Raw genomic sequence first — 14950 nt, 5'->3', positions numbered from 1 at the left:
GCACACGAAGGGATCTGTATCGCCCATGTACGCAGCATCGTCCTCCGTGTCCGCCCCGCCCCGGCCGCTGCGTCCGCACCCTCCGGCCCGCGGCTCCGCCCGCACCGCGGAGGTTCCGCTCTCCGGAGGCGGCCCCTATCTGGCTCCGGCGCGTCCCGCGGCCGCTCCGCTCGGTGCCGGCCGGACGCGTCTGGTGCCGGCGTCCGGGCCGCTCAGCGGGAGACTCGACTTGTCAGGGCCACAGGGTGCCCAACTGCGCACCGCGATCGCCTCCGTCCACCGCATCTGTCCGGAGTTCCAGCCGGTGCAGGTGCTGCGGCGCAGCGGGCGCACCGTCCTCATGGTGGGGACGGCGGGCCGGGCCACCGCCGTGGCCAAGTGCCTGCTCGACCACTCGCCCGTGTGGGCCGAGCGGATCAGGCACGAAATAGCTGCATACCGTTCGTTCGTCCGGCACCGTCCGCCCGTGCGCGCGCCGCGTCTCATCGCGGCCGACCCGGACGACTGCACGCTGGTGATCGAGCGGGTTCCGGGCCGGGTGGCCGCGCTGCAACGGCATCCCGTCGAGACCCCGCCCCGGGCGGACATCCGGGCCGCGGTGGAGGCCGTGCGGCGGCTCAACGCCTGGCGGCCGCCGCAGGAGATGTTCGGCAGGCCGCTGGACTACGGCCGGCGGATCTCCCGGTTCCACGAGCTGGGGCTGCTCACGGACCGGGACATGGGCGATCTGCAGAAGCTGCTGCACGGCATAGCGCATGCCCACCCGTCAGGTCCGCAGCTGACCTGGCAGTTCTCGCACGGTGACGCGCTGCTGTCGAACGTGCTCCTGTCACCGGCGGGGCCCGTTCTCGTCGACTGGGAGCACGCGGGCTGGTATCTGCCGGGCTACGACCTCGCGACGCTGTGGTCCGTGCTCGGTGACGCCCCCATCGCGCGGCGCGACATCAGTCAGCTCGCGCAGGCGCCGGGTCCGGCGGCGCGCGACGCCTTCCTGGTCAACCTGATGCTGGTGCTCACGCACGAGATCAGGCTGTGCGAGATGGCCGTGCAGCGCTCGCTGCACGAGTCGGCGCCGGGCGCGGCCCTCGCCGGTGCCGCGCCGTCCGGCCCGTCCGGCGAGGAGCAGCGGCTGCTGCTGCGGCGGCTGCACGACGACTGCCAGATGGCCCGCCGGGCCGTACGGGCGGCGGTCGGCACCCGCTGACCGGGCGGGTCACGCCGAAGGGGCCTTGGCCTCACCTCCGGTGGGTGAGGCCAAGGCCCCTTCGGCGCGCTGCGATGTCCGGGTGGCCGCCTACCGGAATCCGCGTCCCGTCGCCGTGGCGCTGTTCCTGCCGCGTCTCACGCTGCGGGTCCTGCGCACGGGCGCCGACGCGCTGCTCCGCGAGCTGATCTCCGCCGTGGTGGACCGCATCGACCTCGACGCCGTGGTGCTGCGCGTGGACATCGACCGCGTCGCCGACCGCGTCGACGTCAACCGCATCGTGGACCGCGTCGACATCGACGGCATCGCGGACCGCGTGGACGTGGACCGGGTGGCCGACCGTGTCGACGTCGACCGCGTCGCGGACCGTGTCGACGTCGACCGCGTCGCCGAGCGCGTGGACGTGGACCGGGTGGCCGACCGCGTCGACGTCGACCGGGTGGCCGACCGCGTCGACGTGCACGCCGTGGTCGCCCGCGTCGATCTCGTCCCGCTGACCCTGGAGGTCCTGACCCGGATCGACCTCGGCCGGATCGTCCGGGACACCGGCGGCAGCATGACGAAGGAGACCCTCGACGCCTTCCGTGAACGGAGCATGCGGGCCGACCGGATGGTGAACCACGTCGCCGACCGGCTGCTCCGCAGGAGCGGCACGGTGCGCGCCGACGGGGAGGACGGCGCCGGGCCCCTGCCCGGGAACCCGCCGTGACGGCGGGGCACGTACCCGGGCCGCCGCCCGCGCGGGGCGGCCCCGCCGGGCTGGTGTCGCGGGCGTTCGCCCGCCTCGTCGACGCCCTCGTCGTGGCCGGGATCGGGCTCGCCGCCGAACTCGGCGGCGGGGCGGCCCGCCTGCTGGTGGCCGGTCCGCCCTTCGAGATCCCCGACCCGCCCGGCTGGCTCACCGCCGTGGCCGGGTCGCTGATCGCCGTCCTGTATCTCACCGCAGGCTGGGGCCTGGTGGGGCGGACGGTCGGGGACCAGGTGCTCGGGCTCCGCGTCACTGGCCGGTCCGGGCGGCCGCTGGGACCCGGCCGCGCCCTGCTGCGCGCGGTGCTGTGTCTGATGTTTCCGCTGGGGCTGCTGTGGGTTCCCTGGAGCCGACGGCGGGCGTCGGCTCAGGATCTCGTGGTCGCCAGCGTGGTGGTCCACGACGCGGCCCGCCGGGGCAGGCCCTGATCAGGTCCCCGGCCGGAGTCCGGTGGCGGAAGGACCGCTCGCGGCCGGGGTGGCGGCGGTGCGGGGCATGCGCAGGGCCGTGCCGAGGCCGGCGAGGGCGGCGAACGCGAGGGTGCCCATGGCGACGAGATAGGCGTGGTCGCTGAGGCCGGCGACGAGGATCGTGCCGGCGATGGCGGTGCCGAAGGAGGAGCCGAGGTTGGAGACGCTCCGGGACAGGCCGGAGATCTCACCCTGCCGGCTCTCGGGGAAGGCGGACTGGACCACGTTGACCGACGGGGTGAGCATCACGCCGAGGCCGAGGCCGATGAGCAGCAGGCCGGGGGCGAACGCCCAGTTGCTGGACGAGCCGCCGACCATGGCGATCAGGACGCCGATGCCGGCGCCGGTGAGCGCGAACCCGGCGATGATCAGGGTCCGTTGCGCGCGGCGCGCGGCGAGCCGTTCCGCGGTGAGCGAGGCGGCGAGCAGCCCGAGCGTCGCGGCGGTGAAGATGACGCCCGTCTCGATGGCGTCGCGGTCGCGTACGACCTGAAGGTAGGTGGCGACCGTGAACGAGGTGCCCATGAGCAGCAGCCATTGGATGTTCTGGGTGATGAGGCCGAGGTTGGAGGCGCGGTTGTGGAAGAGGCTCGTGGACAGCAGGGGCTCCCCGCCGGCGCGCTCCTCACTGCGGATCACATGCGTGAACCAGACAAGGACGAGGCAGCCCGCGCCCAGCAGGGCGAGCGTCAGCCATATGTTGTCGTCGGCGGCGAGGATGCCCATGACGATCAGGACGAGGCCGCCCGCGGACAGGACGGCGCCGCGGATGTCGAAGGGGCGGGTGGGCTCGGGCGGCACCGGGTCGGCGATGGTGCGGCTCAGCACGATGATCAGCGCGATCACCAGTGCCTGGAAGACGAACGCGGCACGCCAGCTGATCGCCGTGGTGATCAGTCCGCCGATCAGCGGCCCCGCCGCCGCGCCGATGCCGCCGGCGGCCATGATGACGCCGAACGCGCGGGCGCGGGAGGTCAGGTCGGTGAAGAGGAGCGTGGTGAGGATGTAGACCGGGGGTATCAGCAGGGCTGTTCCGATGCCTTCGAGGACGGAGTTGCCGAGGATCAGCACGCCGAGTCCGGGCGCCGCCGCGCTCAGGAGCGCGCCGGTGCCGTACACCGCGAGGCCCACGAGGAAGCAGCGTTTACGGCCGTAGCGGTCGGTGAGCTTGCCGCCGGGAATCATGAGTGCGGCCATGACCAGCAGGAATACGGTGATCGTGATCTGCACGCCCTGCACGGTGGTGTCCAGGTCGTGGCTGATGTCATTGATCATCACGTTCATGTTGGACCCGGCGAAGCTGCAGATGAACTGCGCGAGGGCGAGCGGTGCCAGGAGCCGCGTACCGCCCCTTCCCGGGGCCTCCTCCGTCCCGCCCGGAGCCCCCGCCTTTCCCGGGCCCCGCGCCCTTCCTGGGCCGCGCGCCCGTTCCGGACCCCCCTCCGCGTGCTCAGTCACGGGCGGGCTCCAGGGCCAGGACGTGCGCCGCCCAGGCGGCCAGGTCCACGAAGAGTCCGGGACCGGTGAGCTCGCTCCCGGGGCGCCGGAACTCGGTGCCGTCCAGGATGTCCGTCAACCGGACCTCGACGGTGGCCGGTTCGTCCTCCGGCAGCGGGATCCTGGCCTGCGCGGGGTGCCCGGAGAGGTTGACGACGACCAGGAACCGCCCGCCGGGGCCGGACCAGGACCAGGCCAGGAGGTCGCGGTGGCTGGGGTTGTCCGGCCAGCCCTCGGGGTGCAGCAGGCGCCACCGTCCGCCGCGCATGCCGCTCTTGTGGACCTGTGACAGGAGCTTTTCGTGGAAGGCGCGCAGGCCGGTGTCCGGCTCCTCGTCGGGGCGCCGGTCCAGGAAGACGGGCAGATGCGTGCGGAGCGCCGTGAACTGGCCCTCGTGCCACAGCGTCGCGCCCGGCAGGGTGGCGATCACGATCGCCGCCGCGCGCTCCTTGGCCGGGTGGAGCGTGCGCGCCGCCCGGGGTTCGTCGTGGTTCTCCAGGAAGCGTACGAGGCCGCGCTGGTACGCCTCGTCCGCCGCCAGGTGCAGGCGGACGGACTCGGGGCTCTCGTGCAGGAGCCGGTCGTACAGACGCTTGTCGTAGCAGAAGTCGAACCCCTGCTGCTGAAGGGCCCATTCGAGGTCCCAGTACGCCTCGGCGACGAAGAGCATGCCGGGGTGGCGGTCCCGGACGGCGGAGACGACGCCGGGCCAGAAGTCGTCCGCCGGTGCCGGGCCCGCGTACCGTCCCCAGGTCCGGGCGAAGACGTCGTTCATGAGCAGCATCGCCATGTCGCAGCGCACGCCGTCGCAGACCCGGCCGATGCGGGTGAGCAGGTCCGCGGTCGCCGCCCGCAGCTCCGGCTCGAAGGCGTTGAGCTGCACCACGTCGGGCCACGGCGGGAAGAACGGGTCACGGCCCCGGGCGAGGACGGCGGCCCCCGTGTCGAGGAACGCCGCCGGCTCGCGGCGGACGTCGTCGGCGGTGCCCCGTACGAAGTACTCGGGGTGCTCGGACACCCAGGGGCTGTCGGGCGCCACGTGGTTCGGGACGTAGTCGAGGAGCAGCCCGATGCCCCGGCGGTCGAGTTCGGCGCGGGCCGCGGCCAGTCCCTCCTGCCCGCCGAGGCTCGCGTCGGCCTCGTAGCGGCGGACGCAGTACGGCGAGCCCGCGATGTCCTCGTCGGTGATGTCCGGCACGGCCCGGGTGAAGGCGGCGCGCAGCGACGGGTCGCGCAGGGCGATGTCCCGTCCCTCCGGGCTGCGCTCCCAGACGCCCATGAGCCAGACGGCGTCGACGCCGTGCGGGGTGATCTCGTCCCAGGCGTCCTTGGGCACGTCGCCGAGGACCACGGGGCGGCCGGTGCGGCGCCGCACCTCGCGGAGCCACACGCGGGTGTTCACCTCGAGGACGACCGGCTGTGCGGGCAGTGCGGTCATGGCCTCTCCTTGCTCGTGGACGGCTCGTCGGGCGGCTCGTGTGGCGGTTCGTCGGGCGGCTCGTGGGACGGCTCGTCGGGCGGTTCAGGAATCCTTGGTGAAACGGCTGAGGAAGTCGCCGGGCTCCGCGGTCGCGAAGAGCGTCATCAGCGCGGCGACGAGGCCGGTCCAGCCCGTCTGGTGGGAGGCGCCGAGGCCCGCGCCGTCGTCGCCGTGGAAGTACTCGGAGAACGTGATCAGGTCGCGCCAGTGCGGGTCGCTCTGGAACTTCTCCTGGCCGCCGTACACGGGCCGCCGTCCGTCCCCGTCCCGCAGGAAGGTGCGGGTGAGCCGGTCCGCGATCTCCTTGGCGACCTCGAAGAGGTTCAGGCGGACCCCCGACCCCTCCGGGCACTCGACGGTGAGGTCGTCGCCGTAGAAGCCGTACAGGTTGAGCAGGCCCCGGATCAGGAGGGCGTTCACCGGGAACCACACGGGCCCGCGCCAGTTGGAGTTGCCGCCGAACATCCCCGAGTCCGACTCGGCGGGAAGATAGCCGACCTGGTACTCCTCGCCGTGCACCCAGAAGCGGTACGGGTTCTCGGCGTGGTGGCGGGAGAGCGCCCGGATTCCGTAGGGGCCGAGGAACTCGTCCTCGGACAGGAGCCGCGACAGGACCCGCACCAGCTTCTTCTCGTCCACCACGGACAGCAGCCGCGGGCCGCCCTCCACGCCCGCGCCCGCCGAGGCCAGCGTCACCGACAGCGAGGGGTGGCGGTCGGCGAAGCGGCGCAGCCGCTCACCGAGGCCCGAGACCCGCGCGAGCTGCCGCGGCTCGAAGACGGTGGACGCGCACAGCGGCAGCAGGCCCACCATCGACCGCACCTTCAGCCGCACCGCCTGGCCGTCGGGCAGGCGCAGCACGTCGTAGTAGAACCCGTCCTCCTCGTCCCACAGCCCGTCGTCCAGGTCGCCGACGCGGTCCATGGCGGCGGCGATCCACAGGTAGTGCTCGACGAACTTCAGGATCAGCTCCTCGTACGCGGAGTTGCGCTCGACGAGTTCCAGCGCGATCTGGAGCATCGACTGGCAGTAAAGGGCCATCCAGGCGGTGCCGTCGGCCTGTTCGAGCTGGCCGCCGGTCGGCAGCGGGGCGCTGCGGTCGAAGACGCCGATGTTGTCGAGGCCGAGGAAGCCGCCCTGGAAGACGTTGCGGCCGCCGGGGTCCTTGCGGTTGACCCACCAGGTGAAGTTCGTCAGGAGCTTCTGGAAGACGCGTTCCAGGAAGTCGAGGTCGGAGTGGCCGGTGCGGAGCTTGTCCATCGTGTGGACGAAGTAGGCGGCCCAGGCGTGCACGGGCGGGTTGACGTCCCCGAAGTTCCATTCGTAGGCGGGGATCTGGCCGTTGGGGTGCAGATGGGTGCCGCGCAGCAGCAGTTCGAGCTGCTCCTTGGCGAACCGGACGTCCACCACCGACAGGGCCACGGAGTGGAAGGCCAGGTCCCAGGCGGCGAACCAGGGGTACTCCCACTTGTCGGGCATCGAGATGATGTCGTCGCTGACCATGTGGAACCACTCGCGGTTGCGCAGGTCGGACGACGACGGCGGGCTCCAGGGCCCGAGGCCGTGTTCGGCCAGCCAGGCCTCCAGGTCGAAGTGGTAGTACTGCTTGGTCCACAGCATCCCGGCGAGCGCCTGCCGCAGCACGCGGGCCTCGTCCTCGCCCGCGCCCCGGGGGGTGAGGTCCCGGTAGAAGGCGTCGGCCTCGGCGATCCGGTCCCGGAAGACGGTGTCGAACTCTTCGGCGGACGCGGCCGTCGGCGCCCCCGCGGGCGCGAGCCTGAGCCGGAGGGTTCCGGTGCCGCCCGCGGGCAGGGTCAGCGTGTGGTGCGCGGCGGCCTTGGTGCCCTCCCGCGCCGGGTTGACGGCGGTCTCGTCCCCGTCGACGACGGCGCGGCCGATGCCGTCCTTGACGTACGGCGAGGCGTTGGGCGAGCCGAAGAGCCGCTCGTTGTTCGTCTCGTTCTCCGTGAACAGCAGCGGCACCGGGGCGTGCACGCGCAGGTCGTAGTCACCGAGTTCGGGGTGCTGGGCGCGGACGGTCACGGTGCCGTGCGGCCCGTCGGCCGCGCTCAGGCGCGGCTTGGCCGACCCTTCCGCCCACGACCAGGTGTTGCGGAACCACAGGGTCGGCAGCACGTGCACGGTGGCCTCGTCGGGGCCCCGGTTGTCGACGGTGACACGGATCAGGACGTCGTCGTGCGCGGCCTTGGCGTACTCCACGGTCACGTCGACGTACCGGTCCTCGTCGAAGACGCCGGTGTCGAGCAGCTCGTACTCGAACTCGTGGCGCCCGCGGGACTGGTTGACGGCGACGAGGTCGTGGTACGGGAACGGGGCCAGGGGGTACTTGTACAGGTACTTCAGATAGGAGTGGCTGGGCGTTCCGTCGAGGTAGAAGTAGTACTCCTTGACGTCCTCGCCGTGGTTGCCCTCGCCGTTGGTGAGTCCGAACGCGCGCTCCTTGAGGATCGGGTCGCGGCCGTTCCACAGCGCGAGGGCGAAGCACAGACGCTGCTTCTCGTCGCAGATGCCGCCGAGCCCGTCCTCGCCCCAGCGGTAGGCGCGCGAGCGGGCGTGGTCGTGCGGGAAGTACGCCCACGCGTCGCCGTTCACGCTGTAGTCCTCGCGTACGGTGCCCCACTGGCGTTCGCTCAGGTAGGGGCCCCACAGCCGCCACCGGCCCTCGTCGTCGCCCTGGGGGCCGATCCGGCGGGTGCTCGCCCGAGTGCTGCTCATGCGGTGTCTCCCTGCCTGCTCATGACTTGCTCATGACCTCACGGCCTGCTCATGGCCTCATGGCCTGCTCATGCCCTGCTCACGACCTCATGGCCTGCTCATGCCGTGCCTCCGTGCTGCGGGCCCACCGGAGGAGCGCCAGTCTCGGAGCCGTCCCCGGGCCGTGCCTCACCTGCCGGGGGTGAGCCGCCGCGGGCGAGGAGCGTGACGGCGACCTCGTACGCGGTGAGGACCACGGCCACAGCGAGGAACCCGGCCCACGAGGAGAGCAGCAGCGCGACCAGGGCCGCGACGACGACGCCCGCCGTGCGGAGCGTGTCGGCGTGGGCGCGGACCCAGGGCAGGGGCCCGGCGCCGGTGGAGAGGCGCCGGCCCGCGCGGCTCGCGAGACCGCCGGCGGCACGGGCCCCTCGGACCGTGTGGGCCCGCACGGCCACGGGGAGCCGGCCGGGGCCGACGAGGTAGGCCACGGCCGCGACTGCGGCGCCGAGCCAGAGGAGTTGGTCGCCCCGCTCGCGCAGGGTCGTGAAGACCGTCCACAGCGCGGCCCGCACGCCCTCGCGGTAGACCCCCGGCATCACCTGGCCGAGGATCTGCTCGCGCACCCCCCGCAGCACACTGGTGAGGACCGTGACGGTGACGACCAGCCAGAGGCCGAGCTGGAGCAGGGTGCGGCGGCGGTTCGGCGAGATCCACAGCGCGACCCCGAGGAGCAGCGGCACGCCGATGACCAGGCCCACCACCGCTCGCTTGAACAGGAGCACCATCTCCTGCAACTGCCCGAGCTCGTGCCGGTTGTAGAGCCTGATCTGCCCGAAGTCGTCCGGCAGGGACACGCCGAGTGCCTGCTCGATCCGGTCGTGCAGGCCGGGCGGTATCTCGCCGGAGGACAGCGTGGGCAGGTCGAGCTTCTTGTCGAACAGCGTGGGGAGGCGCTGCTCCAGGGCGGTGAGGGTGTTGTTGATCAAGGGCAGGAGGTCGAGGGTGACGGTGTCGCCCTTGACCCGCACGTCCTGCCTGCGGTTCTCCAGGAGCGCGACGGCACGTTCGTGGGCGAGCCGGTTCGTGGCCCGCCACAGGTCCTCGAACCGGTCGGAGCCGAGCAGCGCGGAGATCATGTCCCGCAGGTGGTCGCGGGCGGCCTTGGACACCGGGGCCGCGAGGAACGAAGCCCGTTCGGGCAGCGCCTCGCGGACGCGCTGCTCGACGTCGACCCGGTCGAAGACCTCCCGGGTCACATAGGCGGCGAGGGCCGCGTTCACGTCCTGGTCCGCGGGCAGGGGCCCCACCGTGGCGACCCACCGGTCCGTGTCGAGCGTGGTCCGCGCCCCCCACACGCCGACGACCGAGGTGACCGCGCACAGGGCCACCAGGGCGATCAGCAGGGCGGCGAGGGCGCGGCGCAGCGCGTGGGTCCGGGCCTTGCGCTGCCGTGCGGTGCCGGCGCGCTCCCGCAGCCGTGCGACCTCCGCCCGCAGTCGCGCCAACTCCGCCCGGTCCGCGGTGTCCGGTCCGTGCGGGCCGTCGCCCGGCGTTTCCTCGTGGGCCATGGGCGTCACACCTCCGCGGCCACCGTGCGGGAGGTTCCGCCCGGCGTCCCTCACCTGCGGCGGGTGACGCCGGGCGGCCCGTGCCGCGGGGAAATGGAGCTGTTCCGACGAAGGGAGACACCATGGGCAGCATCGGACCTGTCCAGCTGCTGGCCGTCGAGTTCGGCCCCGACTCGAAGTTCGAGGGGCGCATCGTCGAGGAACTGGAGATCCTGGAGGGGAACGGGCAGATCCGTGTCCTCGACATGCTCTTCGTGACGAAGGAGTCCGACGGGAACCTGTTCACCCTCGACTACCAGGCCGAGGACATGGGCGACACCGTGGCGGCGCTGCTCGGCATCCCCCGCGAGCTGCTTTCGGGAGCGGAGAGCATCTCCCCCTCGCTCGCCGGGGAGAACGCCTTCGGCCTCACCCTCGGTGAGATCAGGGAGATCGCCGAGCGGCAGGAGCCGGGCACGTCGGCGGCGTACATCCTGCTCGAACACGTATGGGCGACCTATTTGAGGGCCGCCATTCGCGAGGCGGGCGGGGTGCCCGTCGCCGAGGGGTTCCTCACCGAGGAGGCTCTCGAACCGGTCGCCGTGGAACTCGCCGCCGCGGCCCTGCGGCTCGGCGAACCCCCCGCGCCGCCCACCGCACCGAACCGGAAGGCCCGCGACTCCAGGAGGTCATGATGGCCGAACTCGTCGTGCTCGGATTCACGGACAAGGAGAAGGCCGAGGCCGTGCTGCGGCTCGGCAAGGAACTGTCGCGCCAGGAACTGCTCGACCTGGAGGACGCGGCGCTCGCCTGGCGCACCCTGGACGGCAAGATCCATGTGCGGCAGAGCTACAGCACCACCGGAGCGGGAGCGGCAGGCGGCGCGCTGTGGGGCACGCTGTTCGGTCTGCTGTTCCTGATGCCCGTCTTCGGTGCGGCGGTCGGTGCCGCCACCGGCGCGGTCGCGGGCAAGCTCACCGACATCGGCATGAACGACGCCTTCATCAAAGAGGTGGCGGGCACCCTCGAACCCGGCCGCGCGGCGGTGTTCGCCCTCGTACGCCGCTCTACGCCCGACCGTGTACGCGAGGCCCTGCGCCCCTTCGGCCCCGCCGTCCTGCGCACCTCGCTGACCAGGGACCGGGAGGAGGAGCTCGTGGCGGCCCTCCGGTAGGAGCCGCCGGTGCCGGACCCGGGCCCGGCGGACGTTGGCGCGTGCACGTTTCCCCGGGTCCGGAACTTCACCCGGGTGAGACGGCATCCACGGTGGATGCCGTCCTGCCCGTCTGCACCACACTTGGCTGTGCCTCAACCGCCCTCCTTCGAGAGCACTCCGTCACGAGTCCTCTTCCACGAGTCCTCCTTCGAGAGCGAGGTGGCGTCATGGCCGGGTGTGCGTGCGGTCGGCACGCCGGCTCCGTCCCGGCATCGCGGGTGACCATGCCCCCGCTGCCGAAGTGGCTCGTCCCGCGGCCCCGGCTCACCGAACGGCTCTCGCGGGGCGTCCTCAAACCCCTGACCGTCGTCGTGGGACCGGTGGGCGCGGGGAAGTCGGCACTCGCGGTGGAGTGGGCGCACACCGGCCGTGCCCCGGGCCCGGTGGCCTGGGTGACGTGCGACGGACGCGAGGAGGAGCCCGCGGTCTTCTGGCCGCGGGTGCTCGGCGCGCTGCGCGAGTCGGGCGTGGACCTGCCGTGGCCGGACACCGTGGCCGCGGGGCCGCTCCTGGTGGCCGATCTCGCGGCCCTGCTGACCGCGCGCCGGGAACCGGTCGTGCTGGTCCTCGACGACTTCAAGGCGGAGCCCGACTCCCCCATCGCCGAGGGCGTGGCCGGGCTGTTGCGGCACACACCGGAGGCGCTGCGGCTCCTGGTCCTCGCCCGCCGGGATCCGCCACTGCACCTGCACCGCCACCGGCTCGTCGGCGACCTCACGGAACTGCGCACCGCCGACCTCGCGTTCGACGACGGCGAGACGGGCGCGCTACTCGCCCAGCACGGCGTCGAGGTGCCCAAGTCCGTGCTGAGCACCCTCAGACAGCGCACGGACGGCTGGGCCGCCGGGCTGCGGCTCGCCGCCATGTCGATGGAGCACCACCCCCAACCCGCGCAGTTCGTGGCCCGCTTCGCCGGTGACGACGAGTCCGTCGTGACCTACCTCGTCGAGGAGGTGCTCGACGTCCAGCCCCCGGACATGCGCCACCTCCTGCTGACGACGAGCATCGTGGACCCCCTGAACGCGGACCTCGCCGCCGTGCTCGCGGGCCCCGAGGCGGGGCGGCACTTCACCGCGCTCGTGCGCCAGAACTCCTTCCTCCAGTCCGTCGGGCAGGGCTGGTTCCGCTGCCACCAGATGTTCGCCGCCGTGCTGCGGGTGAGCCTGCGCCACGAGAGCCCCGGGCTCGTGGACGACCTGCACCGCAGGGCCGCGGCCTGGCTGGCCGAACACGGCCTGCTCGCCCAGGCGGTGGACCACGCGCTCGCCGCGGACGACTGGGACTACGCCGCCCGCCTGATCGTGCACCGGCTCGCGATCGGCCAGGTACTCGGGCTCACCAGCGCACGGCTGCCGGACGCCCTGTGCGCGCGCGTGCCCGCGGGACCGCCGCCCGCGGCACCCGAGCCGGCTCTGGTCGCCGCCGCCGCGGCCGCGGCCCGGCCCGACGCCGCCGCCTGCGCGACGGCACTGGAGCAGGCCGCGGACGCGATGTCCCGGCTGCCGGAGGACACCGGCGACCGCGCCGCGCGGTGCCGTCTGTGCCACGCCGTGGTGCGCATGGCCCTGGAGCACGGGCGCGACGTCCGGGTGGCACGGGCCGCGGCGGGCGAGGCGGACGACCTCATCGCCCAGCTGCCGCAGGAGGCGCTGGCCGACCGCCCGGAGATCAAGGCCCTCACCCTGATCGTCCGGGGCCGTGCCTCCCTGCGCAGCGGCTCGCCGAAGGCCGCGGAGACCTCCCTCACCGGGTGCCTGAAAGCGGCGGGAGCGGCCGGGAACGGCGTCCTGCGCCGCGACAGCCTGGTCGAGCTCGCGCTGCTGGAGGCGTTGCGCGGGCGGTTCCGCGCCGCCGGGGAGTTCGCCGCGCAGGCGGGCCGGCCACCGCTGCCCGCCTGGACGCCGTCGGCCCCGTCCAGGAGCACGCTGCTCGTCGTGCGCGCCTGGGTGGACCTGGCGCGCGGCGAACCCGGTGCCGCACGCCGCCAGTTGGCCCAGGCGCGGGCGGCGCTCCGGGGCGGTTCCGACACCTTCACCTCGGGCGTGGCCGACCTGGTCGGCGGGCTCCTCACCGCCGCCGAGCGCGGGGCGGCCCGGGTCCCCGAGTCCGTCGTCGCCGCCACCGCGTCCTGGCTGCCCCCCGGGCTCCGGCAGTCGGTGGAGCGTGCCTGCACGGTCTGCCTCGGGGCGCCCTGCGGGCGGGCGCGGCGTCCCGCCCCGGGGCAGGAGGCCGCCCCCGCGCCGCCGGTCGAGCCGCTCAGCCCCCGGGAGCGCGACGTCCTGGAGCGGCTCGCGCGGATGATGACCACCGAGGAGATCGCGGAGGACATCTACCTCTCCGTCAACACCGTGAAGACGCATCTGAAGAGCGTCTACCGCAAGCTGGCCGTGACCCGCCGGTCGGCTGCGATCCGGCGCGCGGTCGAGCTGGGGTTGCTGAGCCCGAGCCCGTTCGGACCGCCCAAGGTGGGCGCGGGCACCCCTAGATGAGCCCCGCCGCCCGTCCGTGACGCAGCGCCTCGGGCCGTGAGTGCGCCCCGAGCTTGCGGTACAGGGTGCGGGCGTGGCTCTTGACGGTGTTGTGGGAGATGAACAAGCCGTCGGCGATCCGCCGCAGCGAGATGTCGTCCTGAAGACGCCGGAGCACGATCAGTTCCCGCTCCGTCAGCGCCTCGACGGGCGCGACGGGCACGGCGGGCGGCGCGGACCCCGGGCCCGGCCCCGCCCTGCCCTCGCCGGGCACCGAGGCCAGCACGTGCGACGCCTCGTCGATCAGGACGCCCGCGCTGCCCGGGTCGTCCAGGTCCCCCGCGATGCGCACCAGGGCACCGGCGAGCCACAGCAGGCACGCGGCGACCGCCGTCTCCTCTCCCCCCGGGTCACGCCCGAGGTCGCGCAGCTGCCCGCGCAGCGTGGACACCCGGACCGGGTCGGCCGGGCGGGAAACGGGGCGTCGGCAGCCCCCCGGAGAACGGACCGTGACAGGCATGCTTCCCACCTCCTCGGCAGGCGGTACACACCCAAAGTGCGCACTCCGGGCCGGTCCAGGAAGGGGGTTTACGGTCCATTTACCTCACCGATGGGCCCCTTTCCGACCCGCTCGTGCCACCGTTCCCTCAAGACCCCTCAGGGCAGCCTGCGCACTTCGAGCAGTTCGAGCCCCAGCGCCTGGATGCGGTCGAGGATGCCGTACAGGGCGGGCTGGTCGAGGCCGACCCCGTACAGGACGGTCTCGGCGGGCCGCAGCCGCACCGTCAGCTCGCCGAAAGCGGACCGGAAGCGTTCCCCGACCCGGCCCCGGACGCGGATCTCGAAGTCGCCGCTGCCGGACGGCACCACGGGACGGTCGCCTGCCGGGCCCGATCGCGCCCCGTCCATGGCGTCACCTCCGCAGCGGCGTCGCTGACACGGCCATTCTTCCGGGGTGCGCGCGGATCGCATCACCCCGTCAGGGTGACAGCGGCAGCCGTCGGCCGGCGGCGCCCGGTCCCGCCGCTGAGACTCATCCGCTACGGGTGAACCGGAACCGGCGGCGAGGGGACATGCTCCGGCTGACCGAAGAGGAGGCCCAGACATGGCCGAGCAGACTTCGCCGGGTCAGACCCGGCACAGCGCACCGGAGGCGGAGTCCCCCCGTGTGCGGCCACTCGCTCTCGGCGGCGTCGTGTTCGCCGTCTGCGTACTGGCGATCATCGGCTCCTACCACGCGATCGTGGGACTCGCGGCGATCATCGACGACGACTACTACGTGACCCTGAACAACTACATCTACGAGTTCGACATCACGGCCTGGGGCTGGTTCCACCTGCTCTCCGGCATCGTGATACTCGCGGCCGCGTTCACGCTGTTCAGCGGCCGTGTGTGGGCGCGTGCCGTCGGTATGACGGTCGCGGGTCTCAGCGCGCTGGAGAACTTCTTCTTCACTCCGTACGCCCCGGTGTGGTCGGCGATCATCATCGCGCTCGACATCCTCGTGATCTGGTCCCTGGCCATGTACGGGCGGCCGGTGGCGCACAAGGTGTACGGCGCGCCGATGTGAGTCACCGCGCGCGGCGGTGCGGCGCCCCGGTC

The 14950-nt window shown here is 73.0% G+C and carries 13 protein-coding genes; 7 read left to right on the top strand and 6 right to left on the bottom strand.

Annotated features, from left to right (window positions below; translation table 11 throughout):
• The first annotated feature begins 25 nt into the window (after positions 1-25).
• Genes GPA10_RS26230 through GPA10_RS26220 form a run of 3 tightly spaced genes read left to right on the top strand, consistent with a single transcriptional unit; the run spans position 26 to position 2380 of the window.
• On the top strand, positions 26-1204 hold the full coding sequence (locus GPA10_RS26230; protein ID WP_157167641.1) for an aminoglycoside phosphotransferase family protein: 1179 nt from the start codon (positions 26-28) through the stop codon (positions 1202-1204).
• A gap of 25 nt (positions 1205-1229) precedes the next feature.
• Positions 1230-1913, top strand: a complete 684-nt coding sequence (locus GPA10_RS26225) for a hypothetical protein (protein WP_157167640.1) — start codon at positions 1230-1232, stop codon at positions 1911-1913.
• The gene (locus GPA10_RS26220) at positions 1910-2380 is read left to right on the top strand and encodes an RDD family protein (RefSeq protein WP_343041338.1); all 471 of its coding nucleotides are present in this window, start codon (positions 1910-1912) and stop codon (positions 2378-2380) included. Before GPA10_RS26225 ends, GPA10_RS26220 begins: the two co-directional genes overlap by 4 nt.
• On the opposite strand, the gene GPA10_RS26215 is transcribed toward GPA10_RS26220, so the two are convergent.
• The 4 genes from GPA10_RS26215 to GPA10_RS26200 all read right to left on the bottom strand — a co-directional run bounded on the left by GPA10_RS26215 (position 2381) and on the right by GPA10_RS26200 (position 9685).
• Positions 2381-3757 (bottom strand): MFS transporter, encoded by a 1377-nt coding sequence (locus GPA10_RS26215; protein ID WP_281364841.1) that lies wholly within the window; start codon positions 3755-3757, stop codon positions 2381-2383.
• A 115-nt stretch (positions 3758-3872) separates the two neighbouring features.
• Positions 3873-5357 (bottom strand): alpha-amylase family protein, encoded by a 1485-nt coding sequence (locus GPA10_RS26210; protein WP_157167639.1) that lies wholly within the window; start codon positions 5355-5357, stop codon positions 3873-3875.
• Positions 5358-5441: 84 nt separating this feature from the next.
• Positions 5442-8135, bottom strand: coding sequence for an MGH1-like glycoside hydrolase domain-containing protein (locus GPA10_RS26205; RefSeq protein ID WP_157167638.1), 2694 nt, complete (start codon positions 8133-8135; stop codon positions 5442-5444).
• Positions 8136-8233: 98 nt separating this feature from the next.
• Positions 8234-9685, bottom strand: a complete 1452-nt coding sequence (locus GPA10_RS26200) for a hypothetical protein (RefSeq protein WP_198351708.1) — start codon at positions 9683-9685, stop codon at positions 8234-8236.
• Between the two features lie 122 nt (positions 9686-9807).
• Here GPA10_RS26200 and GPA10_RS26195 point away from each other — a divergent pair, with 122 nt between their 5' ends.
• The 3 genes from GPA10_RS26195 to GPA10_RS26185 all read left to right on the top strand — a co-directional run bounded on the left by GPA10_RS26195 (position 9808) and on the right by GPA10_RS26185 (position 13369).
• Positions 9808-10359 carry a hypothetical protein gene (locus tag GPA10_RS26195; RefSeq protein ID WP_058847634.1) on the top strand — a complete coding sequence of 184 codons (552 nt, stop codon included), beginning with the start codon at positions 9808-9810 and terminating at the stop codon, positions 10357-10359.
• Positions 10356-10838 carry a DUF1269 domain-containing protein gene (locus tag GPA10_RS26190; protein WP_241844963.1) on the top strand — a complete coding sequence of 161 codons (483 nt, stop codon included), beginning with the start codon at positions 10356-10358 and terminating at the stop codon, positions 10836-10838. Before GPA10_RS26195 ends, GPA10_RS26190 begins: the two co-directional genes overlap by 4 nt.
• A gap of 266 nt (positions 10839-11104) precedes the next feature.
• Positions 11105-13369 carry a winged helix-turn-helix domain-containing protein gene (locus GPA10_RS26185; RefSeq protein ID WP_246259767.1) on the top strand — a complete coding sequence of 755 codons (2265 nt, stop codon included), beginning with the start codon at positions 11105-11107 and terminating at the stop codon, positions 13367-13369.
• Here GPA10_RS26185 and GPA10_RS41825 read toward each other — a convergent pair.
• A complete protein-coding gene (locus GPA10_RS41825) occupies positions 13362-13868 on the bottom strand; it encodes a helix-turn-helix transcriptional regulator (RefSeq protein WP_079086280.1) in 507 nt (168 codons plus the stop codon). The genes GPA10_RS26185 and GPA10_RS41825 overlap by 8 nt on opposite strands.
• Positions 13869-14005: 137 nt before the next feature.
• Positions 14006-14257 (bottom strand): hypothetical protein, encoded by a 252-nt coding sequence (locus GPA10_RS26175; protein WP_058847631.1) that lies wholly within the window; start codon positions 14255-14257, stop codon positions 14006-14008.
• Between the two features lie 196 nt (positions 14258-14453).
• On the opposite strand from GPA10_RS26175, the gene GPA10_RS26170 reads away from it, so the two are divergent.
• The gene (locus tag GPA10_RS26170) at positions 14454-14918 is read left to right on the top strand and encodes a DUF7144 family membrane protein (RefSeq protein WP_058847630.1); all 465 of its coding nucleotides are present in this window, start codon (positions 14454-14456) and stop codon (positions 14916-14918) included.
• Positions 14919-14950 lie beyond the last annotated feature (32 nt).

Source organism: Streptomyces typhae (assembly GCF_009755605.1).
Lineage (GTDB): Bacteria > Actinomycetota > Actinomycetes > Streptomycetales > Streptomycetaceae > Streptomyces > Streptomyces typhae.
The sequence above is the reverse complement of the archived record's forward strand: the minus strand, read 5'-3'. Positions and strand labels throughout refer to the sequence as shown.

What these genes read in the sequence shown, in the direction of transcription:
- GPA10_RS26230 (WP_157167641.1), top strand. Translation starts at nt 26, where the DNA reads ATGTACGCAGCATCGTCCTCCGTGTCCGCCCCGCCCCGGCCGCTGCGT.
- GPA10_RS26210 (WP_157167639.1), bottom strand. Translation starts at nt 5,357, where the DNA reads ATGACCGCACTGCCCGCACAGCCGGTCGTCCTCGAGGTGAACACCCGC.
- GPA10_RS26205 (WP_157167638.1), bottom strand. Translation starts at nt 8,135, where the DNA reads ATGAGCAGCACTCGGGCGAGCACCCGCCGGATCGGCCCCCAGGGCGAC.
- GPA10_RS26200 (WP_198351708.1), bottom strand. Translation starts at nt 9,685, where the DNA reads ATGGCCCACGAGGAAACGCCGGGCGACGGCCCGCACGGACCGGACACC.
- GPA10_RS26195 (WP_058847634.1), top strand. Translation starts at nt 9,808, where the DNA reads ATGGGCAGCATCGGACCTGTCCAGCTGCTGGCCGTCGAGTTCGGCCCC.
- GPA10_RS26190 (WP_241844963.1), top strand. Translation starts at nt 10,356, where the DNA reads ATGATGGCCGAACTCGTCGTGCTCGGATTCACGGACAAGGAGAAGGCC.
- GPA10_RS26185 (WP_246259767.1), top strand. Translation starts at nt 11,105, where the DNA reads ATGCCCCCGCTGCCGAAGTGGCTCGTCCCGCGGCCCCGGCTCACCGAA.
- GPA10_RS41825 (WP_079086280.1), bottom strand. Translation starts at nt 13,868, where the DNA reads ATGCCTGTCACGGTCCGTTCTCCGGGGGGCTGCCGACGCCCCGTTTCC.
- GPA10_RS26175 (WP_058847631.1), bottom strand. Translation starts at nt 14,257, where the DNA reads ATGGACGGGGCGCGATCGGGCCCGGCAGGCGACCGTCCCGTGGTGCCG.
- GPA10_RS26170 (WP_058847630.1), top strand. Translation starts at nt 14,454, where the DNA reads ATGGCCGAGCAGACTTCGCCGGGTCAGACCCGGCACAGCGCACCGGAG.